This window comes from Tersicoccus solisilvae (assembly GCF_014643255.1).
Lineage (GTDB): Bacteria > Actinomycetota > Actinomycetes > Actinomycetales > Micrococcaceae > Tersicoccus > Tersicoccus solisilvae.
Genome location: NZ_BMJI01000024.1, coordinates 21913 through 34296, shown reverse-complemented (window position 1 = coordinate 34296; position 12384 = coordinate 21913). Strand labels below are relative to the sequence as shown.

9 protein-coding genes and 1 pseudogene are annotated in these 12384 nt (G+C 73.4%); 9 read left to right on the top strand and 1 reads right to left on the bottom strand.

From position 1 onward, the window contains the following. The 3 genes and pseudogenes from IEX22_RS14055 to IEX22_RS14045 form a co-directional block, all read left to right on the top strand. On the top strand, positions 1-249 hold a 249-nt coding region (locus tag IEX22_RS14055), incomplete at its 5' end, for a DivIVA domain-containing protein (protein WP_188669026.1). Positions 250-678: 429 nt separating this feature from the next. Beyond that, positions 679-978, top strand: a pseudogene (locus tag IEX22_RS14050) (DUF485 domain-containing protein); the annotation flags it as partial. A gap of 182 nt (positions 979-1160) precedes the next feature. Beyond that, positions 1161-2759 (top strand): monocarboxylic acid transporter, encoded by a 1599-nt coding sequence (locus IEX22_RS14045; protein WP_229660058.1) that lies wholly within the window; start codon positions 1161-1163, stop codon positions 2757-2759. Between the two features lie 83 nt (positions 2760-2842). Here IEX22_RS14045 and IEX22_RS14040 read toward each other — a convergent pair whose 3' ends face one another. Further along, positions 2843-3322: an Lrp/AsnC family transcriptional regulator gene (locus IEX22_RS14040; protein ID WP_188669025.1), complete on the bottom strand. Its 480-nt coding sequence runs from the start codon at positions 3320-3322 to the stop codon at positions 2843-2845. 200 nt (positions 3323-3522) lie between these two features. On the opposite strand from IEX22_RS14040, the gene IEX22_RS14035 reads away from it, so the two are divergent. The 6 genes from IEX22_RS14035 to IEX22_RS14010 are packed head-to-tail and all read left to right on the top strand — an operon-like array spanning position 3523 to position 12348. Further along, on the top strand, positions 3523-4698 hold the full coding sequence (locus IEX22_RS14035) for a thiamine pyrophosphate-dependent enzyme (protein ID WP_229660055.1): 1176 nt from the start codon (positions 3523-3525) through the stop codon (positions 4696-4698). Next, on the top strand, positions 4695-5744 hold the full coding sequence (locus IEX22_RS14030; protein ID WP_188669023.1) for an alpha-ketoacid dehydrogenase subunit beta: 1050 nt from the start codon (positions 4695-4697) through the stop codon (positions 5742-5744). Before IEX22_RS14035 ends, IEX22_RS14030 begins: the two co-directional genes overlap by 4 nt. Then, on the top strand, positions 5741-7315 hold the full coding sequence (locus IEX22_RS14025) for a dihydrolipoamide acetyltransferase family protein (RefSeq protein WP_188669022.1): 1575 nt from the start codon (positions 5741-5743) through the stop codon (positions 7313-7315). Before IEX22_RS14030 ends, IEX22_RS14025 begins: the two co-directional genes overlap by 4 nt. Before the next feature lie 11 nt (positions 7316-7326). After that, positions 7327-8949, top strand: a complete 1623-nt coding sequence (locus IEX22_RS14020; protein WP_188669021.1) for a carboxyl transferase domain-containing protein — start codon at positions 7327-7329, stop codon at positions 8947-8949. A gap of 5 nt (positions 8950-8954) precedes the next feature. Further along, positions 8955-11147 (top strand): acetyl/propionyl/methylcrotonyl-CoA carboxylase subunit alpha, encoded by a 2193-nt coding sequence (locus IEX22_RS14015; RefSeq protein ID WP_229660054.1) that lies wholly within the window; start codon positions 8955-8957, stop codon positions 11145-11147. Then, positions 11140-12348, top strand: a complete 1209-nt coding sequence (locus tag IEX22_RS14010) for an acyl-CoA dehydrogenase family protein (protein WP_438816631.1) — start codon at positions 11140-11142, stop codon at positions 12346-12348. The genes IEX22_RS14015 and IEX22_RS14010 overlap by 8 nt, the downstream gene beginning before the upstream one ends. Positions 12349-12384: the final 36 nt, after the last annotated feature.

Genomic DNA, 12384 nt, shown 5'->3' with positions numbered 1-12384 from the left:
GCCCGGCTCGCGCGCGGCGCCGGCAGCCGCTTCCGGGCCCCGACCGGACGCCGCCCCGGGTACCGCGCCCACGACGTCGACGGCCTCTGCCAGCGCATCGTCGGCCACCTCGACGGCGGCGCCCGCCTGCGCGTCGAGGACCTCCGCGCCGCCCGGTTCGCCCCCCAGCGCGGCCCCGACGCCTATGACGCCGGTCAGGTCGACCTCTTCCTCGACCGCGTCATCGACGTCGTCCGCTCCCACGGCTGACGCGGTTCACCGCTCCCCGCCGCAACCGGTGCCGGAGACCGACACGGGTCGTCGGGACACGCCGCAACCGGTCGGCAACCCCGATCGTCGGTGCCGACGGATAGCCTGTCGTCAGTGACGGAGATCACGTACGCCGCGCGTGGCCGGCCAGAAGTCAGGGGTCCCGCCGCTGGTTCGTGACGCTCCACCACCGCCGCCGCGCACCTGCTCATCCGTCAAGGAGGACCCTTGGGCAAGCACCGATCCCACGACGGCCCCGACCCGGGCCGCGACACCGACCCGCCGGTCGTCAGCCCCCACGCCGGCGGCGACGTCGGCCGGCACGCCGCACCGCCCGCCGCCGACCGGGACACCGCGTCCACCGGTGGGGCCACCGGCGTCACCCCCGTCGCCACCGGCAACGGGGCGGACCCGGCCGGCGTCCCCGAGATCGACTTCGAGGGCGTGCAGCGGGACGAGCGATTCGTGCATCTGCGCCGCAGCCACCGCAGCTTCGTCTTCCCGATGGCCGCGGCGTTCCTCCTCTGGTACTTCCTCTACGTGCTGTTGGCCGACTACGCGCACGACTTCATGTCGACCCGGTTGGCCGGCAACATCACGGTGGGGCTCGTGCTCGGCCTGGCGCAGTTCGTCACGACCTTCGCGATCACCATGGGCTACGTCGCGTACGCCAACCGCCGGCTGGATCCGCAGGCCGCCGCCCTGCGCGACGAGCTCGAGGGCGAGGACTCGCCGTACCACGTCGCCCCGGCCGGCGCCGGCGGCACCTTCGACGGCGACGTCGACGCGCTGGCCCACCGCGACGCCGGCACCCGCACGGCGCGCCCTGCCGACAACGACGCCACCCGTGAAGGAGACCCGACGTGAGCGCATCCCTCACCCCGATCGCCGCCGTTCCCGGTACGGTGCCGATGGCCACCGGCGAACAGGTCGGCACGCCCTGGGTCAACATGCTCATCTTCGGCCTGTTCGTGGCGGTCACCCTGGTGATCGTGCTGCGCGCCAGCCGCAACAACCGCACGGCGGCGGACTACTACGCCGCCGGTCGGTCCTTCTCGGGTCCGCAGAACGGCACCGCCATCGCCGGGGACTACCTGTCCGCGGCCTCGTTCCTCGGCATCGTCGGGGCCATCGCCGTCAACGGCTACGACGGGTTCCTCTACTCGATCGGCTTCCTCGTCGCCTGGCTCGTCGCCCTGCTGCTCGTCGCCGAGCTGCTGCGCAACACGGGCAAGTTCACGATGGCCGACGTGCTCTCGTTCCGATTGCGACAGCGACCGGTGCGGATCGCCGCCGCCATCACCACGCTCGCCGTGTGCTTCTTCTACCTGCTCGCCCAGATGGCCGGCGCCGGCGGCCTGGTGTCGCTGTTGCTGGGCATCCCGGACCGGCTGGGTCAGTCCGTGGTCATCGTCGTCGTCGGTGCCCTGATGATCCTGTACGTCCTCGTCGGCGGCATGAAGGGCACCACGTGGGTGCAGATCATCAAGGCCTGTCTGCTCATCGCCGGCGCCGCCGTGATGACCGTCTGGGTACTGGCCCTGCACGGCTTCAACCTCTCGGAACTGCTCGGCCACGCGGTGCAGACCGCCGGGGGCAAGGAGGCCATCCTCGACCCGGGCCTGCAGTACGGCAAGACGGAGACGTCGAAGCTCGACTTCATCTCGCTCGCCCTCGCCCTGGTGCTCGGCACCGCTGCCCTGCCGCACGTGCTGATGCGCTTCTACACGGTGCCGACCGCCAAGGAGGCGCGGCGCTCGGTGGTGTGGGCCATCTGGCTGATCGGCATCTTCTATCTGTTCACCCTGGTGCTCGGCTACGGTGCGGGTGCGCTGATCGGGCCCAGCCGGATCAGCGGAGCGCCGGGCGGGGTGAACTCCGCCGCGCCGCTGCTCGCCTTCGAACTCGGCGGCTCCCTGCTGCTCGGCTTCATCTCCGCCGTCGCCTTCGCCACCATCCTCGCGGTCGTCGCCGGGCTGACGATCACCGCGGCGGCGTCGTTCGCCCACGACATCTACGCCAACGTGGTGCGCAAGGGCGCGGTCGACGCCGGCGGGGAGGTCAAGGTGGCGCGGCGCACCGTCGTGGTGATCGGCATCGTCTCGATCCTCGGCGGCATCGGCGCGCAGGGGCAGAACGTCGCGTTCCTCGTCGCCCTGGCGTTCGCCGTGGCGGCGTCGGCGAACCTGCCCACCATCCTCTACTCGCTGTTCTGGCCGCGGTTCACGACCCGGGGCGCGGTGTGGAGCATGTACGGCGGCCTCGGGGCGGCGATCGTGCTCATCGCGTTCTCCCCGGTGGTCTCCGGCTCGGCGACGTCGATGATCCCCGGCGCCAACTTCGCGATCTTCCCGTTGTCCAACCCGGGCCTGATCTCGATCCCGCTGGCGTTCCTGCTCGGCTGGATCGGCTCGATCACCGACACGGCGGGGGAGAACCGGCGCAAGCAGGCCGAGATGGAGGTCCGCTCGCTCACCGGAGTCGGCGCCGAGAAGGCCACCGAGCACTGACGGCACCCGCGCGGACGCCGACGACGGGCGGGGACGGGTCCTCCGGGACGCCGTCCCCGCCCGTCGCGTCTGTCCGGTCCGCCTCAGTCCTGGCCGCGGCCCAGACGCTGATCGATCAGCGGCAGCACCCGGTGCTCGATGACCTCGTGCATCGAGATGGACGTGTCGATCCGCATCACCCCGGGGCAGGCGAGCATCGCGCCGTGGATGCGGAACAGGTCCTCGGCGTCCACGCCGACCACCCGGACCAGCAGATCCGCCGTCCCCGTGGTTCCGTGCGCCTCCACGATCTCGGGGATCGCGGCGAACGCCACGGCGATCGCCTCCAGCGCCGGCTGCTCGACCTGCACCGCCATGAAGGCGGTCAGCGGGTAGCCCAGCGCGGCCGGCGCCACCTGCCGGGCGAACGGCAGGAACGCCCCGCCCTCCTCCAGCCGGCCCAGCCGGACCTGCACCGTGTTGCGGGAGAGCCGCAGCCGGGACGCGATCGCGACCGCCGTCCGCCGCGAGTGGGACACCATGTCCCGCAGGATCCGCAGATCCGTTGAATCGGCAAGCATCATGTGCTCGAACCTAGTCACTCTGCTCAGAAATGCCCAGAGCTGCGCGCTGGCCGTGGGCGACATGCTCAACGTCTGCCGGAACCGTTGCGCGGTATGTCGACTATGAGTAGGGTCACAGGCAGGCGGCCGACGGAGCCCGCCTCGGGTGAGGACGCCACCGCGTCGAGCCCGTCCCTTGATGCGAAAGCAGCGTGTCAGCCGTGTCCGTGAACAGCCTGATCCTCGATGCCCTCAACCAGGGCGGCCAGCTCGTCGACGACCTCGTCCAGCTGATCACCCCCACGGGGGAGCGCCGGGCCAATCCCGCCTTCGACGCCCTCGTCGACGACATCGACGCCGACGCGCTCGCCGCCTTCTTCGTCGACATGACCGTCATCCGCCGACTGGACACCGAGGCGACGGCCCTGCAGCGCCAGGGCGAGCTCGGCCTGTGGCCGCCGCTGACCGGGCAGGAGGCCGCGCAGATCGGCTCCGGCCGCGCGCTGGCGCCCAGGGACATGATCTTCCCCAGCTACCGCGAGCACGGCGTCGCGTACTGCCGCGGCGTCGACCCGGTCGACATCCTCCGCCTGTGGCGCGGCGCCGCGTCCTGCGGCTGGGACCCGACGCAGACCCACATGGCCACCCCGCAGATCGTCATCGGGGCGCAGACGCTGCACGCCACCGGGTACGCGATGGGCATCGCCGCCGACGGCGGGGACGAGGCGGCCATCGTGTACTTCGGCGACGGCGCCACCAGCCAGGGCGACGTCAACGAGGCGATGGTGTTCGCGGCCAGCTTCGGGGCGCCGCTGGTGTTCTTCTGCCAGAACAACCAGTGGGCGATCTCCGAGCCGGTCCGCCTGCAGGCCCGCGGCCACATCGCCGACCGCGCGCCCGGCTTCGGGATCCCCTCCGTGCGCGTGGACGGCAACGACGTCCTCGCCGTCACCGCGGTGACCCGGAAGGCCCTGGCCCGGGCCCGCGCCGGGGAGGGACCCTCCTACATCGAGGCGGTCACCTACCGGATGGGCCCGCACACCACGGCCGACGACCCCACCCGCTACGAGGACCGCGGCCTGCGGGCCGAGTGGGAGGGGCGCGACCCGCTCACCCGGGTCCGGGCCCTGCTCGCCGCGGAGGGATACGACGTCGACGACCTGGACGCGCGGGCTGCCCGCGCGGCGGACGACGCGGCCGCCGGCCTGCGGTCCGGCATCACCTCGATGCCCGACCCGGCCCCGGAGACGCTGTTCGAGCACGTCCTGAGCACCCCGGACGCCTGGCTGGAGGACCAGCGGGACCGCTACCTGCTGTACCTCGACTCGCTCCACGGCGACGCCGGCTCCGGGCACGGGGCGTCGCCGTCCGCCGCATCGGACGGAGCACGCGCATGAGCACCATGACGATGGCCGGGGCACTGAACGCGGCGCTCGCGGCCGAGCTGGACCGGGACGGGAAGACCGTCCTGATGGGGGAGGACATCGGCGCCCTCGGCGGTGTCTTCCGGGTCACCGACGGGCTGCAGGCCCGGTTCGGGACGCACCGGGTGATGGACACGCCGCTGGCGGAGTCCGGCATCGTCGGCACCGCGATCGGGCTGGCGATGCGCGGGTTCCGGCCCGTCGTCGAGATCCAGTTCGACGGGTTCGTCTACCCGGCGTTCGACCAGATCGTCTCCAACCTCGCCAAGCTGCACTACCGCACCCGTGGTGCGGTCAGCCTGCCGGTGACCATCCGCATCCCCTTCGGCGGCGGCATCGGCTCCCCGGAACACCACTCGGAGTCCCCCGAGGCCTACTTCGCCCACACGGCGGGACTCCGGGTGGTCACCGCGTCCACCCCGCAGGAGGCCTACAGCACCCTGCGGGCCGCCATCGCCTCCGACGACCCGGTGATCTTCCTCGAGCCCAAGCGCCGCTACTGGGGCAAGGGCGAGGTGGACGAGACGGCGACGGCGGACCTGACCCGCGCGGCGATCGCCCGCCCGGGAACCGACGCGACCGTGGTCGCCTACGGCCCGCTGGTGGCCACCGCGCTGGACGCCGCCACCGCGGCCGAGGACGAGGGCATCGACCTCGAGGTCATCGACCTGCGCTCGCTGTACCCCCTCGACCTGGCCACCCTGGAGGCGTCGGTGCGCAAGACGGGCCGGCTGCTCGTCACCCACGAGGCGGGCGAGTTCGGTGGCCTCGGCGCAGAGATCGTGGCCGTCCTGACCACCCGCTGCTTCTACTCGCTGCAGGCACCGCCGGAGCGGGTCACCGGCTTCGACATCCCCTACCCGCCGGCCCGTCTCGAGGACCACCACCTGCCGGACCTCGACCGGATCCTCGACGCCGTCGACCGGCTCGTCGGCCGCGACAACTCGCAGACCGGTTCCCGCTTCGACGCGCTCGCCGGCCCGTCGACCTCCTCCTCCCTGATCGGAGCCGCCTCGTGATCCGTGAATTCGCGCTGCCTGACCTCGGCGAGGGCCTGACCGAGTCCGAGATCGTCAGCTGGAAGGTCGCGGAGGGCCAGAGCGTGTCCCTGAACCAGGTGATCGCCGAGGTGGAGACTGCCAAGGCCGTCGTGCAGCTGCCCAGCCCGTGGGACGGCGTGGTCGAGCGGCTCCTGCAGGCCGAGGGTGCGACCGTCGATGTCGGCACGCCCATCCTCGCCATCGACGTGCCGAGCGCCGGCGGCAGCGGGGACGGTGGCGGTGAGCCGGGGACGGCCCGCCGCGAGCCCACCCTCGTCGGGTACGGCGCCGCGCCCGCCGGTACCGGGCGGCCCGCCCGGCGCCGGCGCACGACCGGTAGCCCCGCGTCGGCCGGGCCGTCCACCGCCACCGGGACCGGAGAACCGGATCCCGGCACCGCGCCGGACGCCTCGCCTCAGCCGGGTGCGCCGGGGGTCCCGGACCAGCCGGACGTGCCGGCGCCGGTCGGCCCGGACGAGCCCGACGTGCCCCTGCCGACGCGGCCGGACGAGCCGCTCGCGCCGAACGGTCCGGAGATCCCGCCGCTGCCCGGCGGCCCGGAGATCACCCCGCCCGGCAGCCCGTCGACGGTCGCGACCGCCCCGCAGAACGGCGCTGCGTCCCGCGAGCGGCACCTGAGCACCCCCGTCGTGCGCAAGCTGGCCCGCGACCTCGGCCTCGACATCGACGCCGTGACCGGCACCGGCCGCGGCGGCCTGGTCACCCGGGCCGACGTCACGGCCGCCGCCGAGGCGCGATCCACCGGAGTGGCCACGGTCGCGGCGACCGCCCCCGCCGTCACCACCGCCGCCGCGCCGACCGCCACGACCGGAGACGGTGGCCTCGGCCTCCGCGAGACGCGGGAGCCCATCCGCGGGGTCCGCAAGCACACCGCAGCCGCCATGGTCGCCAGCGCCTTCACCGCCCCGCACGTCACCGAGTTCCTCACCGTCGACGTCACCGAGAGCGTCGCCCTGCTGGACTCGCTGCGCGCCGACCGGGCGTGGGCCGAGGACCGGCCCACCATGACGGCCCTGGTCGCCAAGGCCGTGCTCGTCGCCCTGCGCCGACACCCGGAGCTGAACTCCCGCTGGGACGAGACGGCGGGGGAGATCGTGCGGTTCGGCTACGTCAACCTCGGCATCGCCGCCGCGACGCCGCGCGGGCTCGTGGTGCCGAACCTCAAGGACGCCGACGGGATGGACCTGCGGACCCTCAGCCGGGCGCTGCGCGAGCTGACGAGCGCCGCCCGCGACGGCCGGACCACGCCGGCCGCCCTGAGCGGCGGCACCTTCACCATCTCGAACGTCGGCGTCTTCGGCGTCGACGCGGGCACGCCGATCCTCAATCCGGGCGAGGCAGGGATCCTCGCCACGGGCCAGGTCCGGCGCACCCCGTGGGAGTACCGGGGGGAGATCGCCCTGCGCGACGTGATGACGCTGAGCCTGTCCTTCGACCACCGGCTCGTCGACGGTGAGGCCGGCTCCCGGTTCCTCGCCGACGTCGGCGCCGTCCTGCGGTCGCCCGGCGCGACGCTGACCCTGGTCTGACCGGACGGCCGATGGACACCCTCACCAGCACCCTCGACACCGCCACCGGCGCCGTCGACCCGGCCGTCGCCCGGCGCACCGCCGCGCACGCCGAGCTCGCCGCGGAGCTGCGCCGCCGGCTCGGCGCCGCGGCCCTCGGGGGCTCCGCGGCTGCCCGGAAGCGGCACCGGGACCGCGGCAAGCTGTTGCCCCGGGAACGAGTCGAGCAGCTGCTCGACGAGGGCAGCCCCTTCCTCGAGCTCTCGCCGCTGGCCGCGACCGGCATGTACGACGAGGCGTGCCCCGGGGCCGGCCTGATCACCGGCATCGGGCTGGTGGCCGGGCGGCCGGTGATGATCGTGTGCAACGACGCGACCGTCAAGGGCGGCACCTACTACCCGATGACGGTGACCAAGCATCTGCGCGCCCAGCAGGTGGCGCTGGAGAATCGGCTGCCCTGCCTGTACCTCGTCGACTCCGGTGGCGCGTTCCTGCCGCTGCAGGACGAGGTGTTCCCCGACCGGGAGCACTTCGGCCGGATCTTCTACAACCAGGCCAACCTCTCCGCCGCGCGGATCCCGCAGCTCTCCGCCGTGCTCGGCTCCTGCACCGCGGGCGGCGCGTACGTGCCGGCGATGAGCGACGAGACCGTCATCGTCGCCGAGCAGGGCACCATCTTCCTCGGCGGCCCGCCGCTGGTGAAGGCCGCGATCGGGGAGGACATCACCGCGGAGCAGCTCGGCGGCGGTCGGCTGCACACGGGCACGTCGGGGGTGGCGGACCACCTCGCCGACGACGACACCCACGCCCTGCAGATCCTGCGCGACATCGTCGCCACCCTGCCGGACCCGCCCGCCCCGGCGTGGACCGTGCGGGAGCCGGTCGAGCCCGCCGTCGACCCCGCGACCCTGACCGCCGTCGTCCCCGCGGACACCACCACCCCGTACGACGTGCGCGAGGTGATCGCCCGGCTGGTCGACGGCAGCGCGTTCAGCGAGTTCAAGCGCGACTACGGGTCCACCCTGGTCACCGGGTTCGCGCACCTGCACGGCCACCCGGTGGGCATCGTCGCCAACAACGGCGTGCTGTTCAGCGAGTCGGCCATGAAGGGCGCCCACTTCATCGAGCTGTGCGACCAGCGTGGCATCCCGCTGCTCTTCCTGCAGAACATCACCGGCTTCATGGTCGGGGCCGACGCGGAGGCCGGCGGCATCGCCAAGCACGGCGCCAAGATGGTCACCGCCGTCGCCACCTGCCGGGTGCCGAAGCTGACCGTGATCATCGGCGGCTCCTTCGGCGCGGGCAACTACTCCATGTGCGGCCGGGCGTACGGGCCCCGATTCCTGTGGATGTGGCCGAACGCCCGGATCTCCGTGATGGGGTCGGCCCAGGCCGCGTCCGTGCTGGCCACGGTGCGCCGCGACGCCGCCGCGGCCGCGGGCCAGGCGTTCACCGCCGAGGACGAGCGCGCCCTGACCGAGCCGGTGGTCGAGCAGTACGAGCGGCAGGGCAGCCCCTGGTACTCGACCGCCCGGCTGTGGGACGACGGCGTGATCGATCCGGCCGACACCCGCACCGTGCTCGGCCTCGCGCTCGACGTCGTCAGCCGGACCCCGCTGCCCGACGACCACCGCTTCGGCCTGTTCCGGATGTGAGACCCATGACGATCGAATCCACCCTGATGAGCGATGCCGGCACCGACCGGCTGTTCGCCACCGTGCTCGTCGCCAACCGTGGGGAGATCGCCTGCCGCGTCATCGCGACCCTGCACCGGCTCGGCATCGAGGCGATCGCCGTGTACAGCGAGGCGGACGCCGGTGCCCGGCACGTGCTCGAGGCGGACCGCTCCGTGCTGATCGGGCCCGCGGCCGCCCGGTTGAGCTATCTCGACGTCGACGCCGTCGTCCGCGCCGCGAAGGACACCGGCGCCCAGGCGATCCACCCCGGCTACGGGTTCCTCTCCGAGAACCCTGAGCTCGCCGACGCGTGCGAGCGCGCCGGCATCGTGCTGATCGGCCCCGGCAAACGGGCCCTGGAGACGATGGCCGACAAGATCCGGGCGAAGGCGCACGTCGCCGCGCACGGCGTCCCGGTGGTGCCCGGCGTGGACGACGCGGATCTCGCCGAGGAGGCGGGTGCCGGCGTCGACGACGGGCACCGGGACGAGCGCCTGCTCGCCGCGGCGGACCGCATCGGCTACCCGCTGCTGGTCAAGCCCTCCGCCGGCGGTGGTGGCAAGGGTATGGTCGCCGTCACCGAGGCCTCCGCGCTGCCCGGGGCGCTGGCCACGGCCCGCCGCACCGCCGCGGCCGCCTTCGGGGACGACACCCTGCTGCTCGAACGGCTCATCACCTCCCCGCGGCACATCGAGGTCCAGGTACTCGCGGACGACCACGGCGCCGTCATCCACCTGGGGGAGCGCGAGTGCTCCCTGCAGCGGCGCCACCAGAAGGTGATCGAGGAGGCGCCCTCGCCCCTGATCTCCGCGGCCACCCGCGCGGAGTTGGGCGCCGCCGCCTGCCGGGCCGCCGCGAGCGTGGACTACCGCGGGGCCGGCACGGTCGAGTTCATCGTCTCCGCCGACGAACCGGACCGGTTCCACTTCCTCGAGATGAACACCCGGCTGCAGGTCGAGCACCCCGTCACCGAGGCGGTCACCGGGCTGGACCTGGTCGAGGAACAGGTGCGCATCGCCGCCGGGCTACCCCTGCGGCTCACCCAGGACGACGTCACCCTCACCGGTCACGCCGTCGAGGCCCGGCTCTACGCGGAGGACCCCGCCGCCGGATTCCTGCCCACCGCCGGCACCGTCCTCGCCCTGTCCGAGCCGACCGGCCCGGGCGTCCGGGTCGACAGCTCCCTGCTGCCCGGCACCGTCGTCGGCACCGACTACGACCCGATGCTCGCCAAGATCATCGCCCACGGCGCCGACCGTGCGCAGGCCTTCGACCGGCTCGCCGCCGCGCTCGCGGACACGGTCGTCCTCGGCGTCGGCACCAACGTCGACGCCCTCCAGGCCCTCGTCGCGCACCCCGCGGTGCGGGCCGGGGACCTGGACACCGGCCTGATCGATCGCAGCCTCGACGAATTGACGGGCTGGCGGCCGTCGGACGCGGACGTCGCGGGTATCGCCGTCGCGCTGCACGCGGACCGCGGCGACACGGAGCTCGGGGACGAGGACGGCCGCGCGCCGTCCCGGCTCCACCGGGCGGGGGGAACAGCGGGAACGCGGATGGCGGGTCCGGCCTGGGCCGGCGCCACCGGGTTCCGGCTCGGCGGTCGGGTCGACCGCCTGCGCCTGCGTGACGGTGACGGTACCGACCGCGTCGTCGCCGTCACGCAGGCCACCCCCGGTCCCGGCACCCGGCCGGCGGATGCCGCCCTCGTCGACGGCGAGCCGGTCACCCCCACCGGTCCGTGGCGTGTGGTCGTGGCCGAGGACGCGGTGTACGCCCATGGCGGTGCCGGCGCGGCGCGCGCCCAGCCGCCCACCGCCGAGCGCCCCACCGCCCACCCGCACACCGTGACCCTGCACCGGATCGACCGGGCGGCGGCACTGGCGGCCGCCCGGGCCCGAGCGGTGCGCGCCGCGACCGGCGCGGATCCCGAGGTGCGCACCCCCATGCCCGGCACCGTCGTCGCCATGCTCGCCGAGACCGGCACCGTCGTCGCTGCCGGGGCGCCCCTCCTGGTCGTCGAGGCCATGAAGATGGAGCACACCCTCACCGCCCCCGTCGACGGCGCCGCGACGCTGTGCGTGACGGTCGGCGACCGCGTCGCCGCCGGCGCCGTCGTCGCGGTGATCGACGCCGAGACCGAGACCACCCCGTCCGAGGAGAACACCGATGACTGATGTCCTGAACAGCTCCCACCACGGCAGTGCCGACCTGAGCACCGCCGGGCTGAGCGAGGAGCTGGCGGATCTTGCCGCCATGGTGCGGGACTTCGCGGACCAGGTGGTCGCTCCCGCCGCCGTCATCCACGACGCCGCGCACACCTTCCCGTACGAGGTCGTCGCCCAGATGGGGGAGCTCGGCCTGTTCGGTCTGCCCGTGCCCGAGGAGTACGACGGGATGGGCGGGGACCACCTCGCCCTGGGCGTGGCGATCGAGGAGCTGGCCCGCGTGGACCAGTCCATCGCCATCACGCTCGAGGCGGCCGTGTCCCTGGGCATCTCCCCGCTGCTGCACTACGGCACCGACGAGCAGAAGGCCGCCTGGGTGCCCGACCTCGCCGCCGGCCGCGCGCTCGCCGGCTTCGGGCTGACCGAGCCGGAGGCGGGCTCCGACGCCTCCGGCACGCGCACCACGGCCCGGCTCGAGGACGGGCAGTGGGTGATCAACGGCAGCAAGGAGTTCATCACCAACTCCGGCACCGACATCACCCGGCTGGTCACGGTCACGGCCGTCACCGGGACGGGGGTGGACCGGAAGGGCCGGGAGCGCAAGGAGATCTCCACGCTGCTGGTCCCCGTCCCGACCGCGGGCTTCCGGGCCGAGAAGGCGTACGACAAGGTCGGCTGGAACTCGTCCGACACCCACCCGCTGACCCTGACCGACGTGCGGGTGCCGGAGGCGAACCTGCTCGGCGAGCGCGGCCGCGGCTACGCCAACTTCGTGCACACGCTCGACGAGGGCCGGATCGCCATCGCCGCCCTCGGCACCGGTGCCGCCCAGGGTTGCCTCGACGCGTCCGTCCGGTACGCCAAGGAGCGCCGCGCGTTCGGCTCGGCCATCGGGCACCACCAGGCGATCGCGTTCAAGATCGCCCGCATGCAGGTGCGGGTGCACACGGCGCGCCTGGCCTGGCGTGACGCGGCGGCCCGGATGGTGGCCGGCAAGCCGTTCAAGACGCAGGCGTCGATCGCCAAGATCGTCGCGGGCGAGGCGGCGATGGACAACGCCCGCGACGCCACGCAGATCTTCGGCGGGTACGGCTTCATCAACGAGTTCGTCGTCGCCCGGCACTATCGTGATTCCAAGATCCTGGAGATCGGCGAGGGGACCACCGAGGTGCAGCAGATGCTCATCGCCCGTTCGCTCGGACTGGAGTGAGCGTGACGGCGACCCAGCACGACGACGACCGCCCGC

Coding starts and splice junctions, on each gene's coding strand:
- IEX22_RS14045 (WP_229660058.1), top strand. CDS start 1,161: ATGGCCACCGGCGAACAGGTCGGCACGCCCTGGGTCAACATGCTCATC.
- IEX22_RS14040 (WP_188669025.1), bottom strand. CDS start 3,322: ATGATGCTTGCCGATTCAACGGATCTGCGGATCCTGCGGGACATGGTG.
- IEX22_RS14030 (WP_188669023.1), top strand. CDS start 4,695: ATGAGCACCATGACGATGGCCGGGGCACTGAACGCGGCGCTCGCGGCC.
- IEX22_RS14020 (WP_188669021.1), top strand. CDS start 7,327: ATGGACACCCTCACCAGCACCCTCGACACCGCCACCGGCGCCGTCGAC.
- IEX22_RS14015 (WP_229660054.1), top strand. CDS start 8,955: ATGACGATCGAATCCACCCTGATGAGCGATGCCGGCACCGACCGGCTG.
- IEX22_RS14010 (WP_438816631.1), top strand. CDS start 11,140: ATGACTGATGTCCTGAACAGCTCCCACCACGGCAGTGCCGACCTGAGC.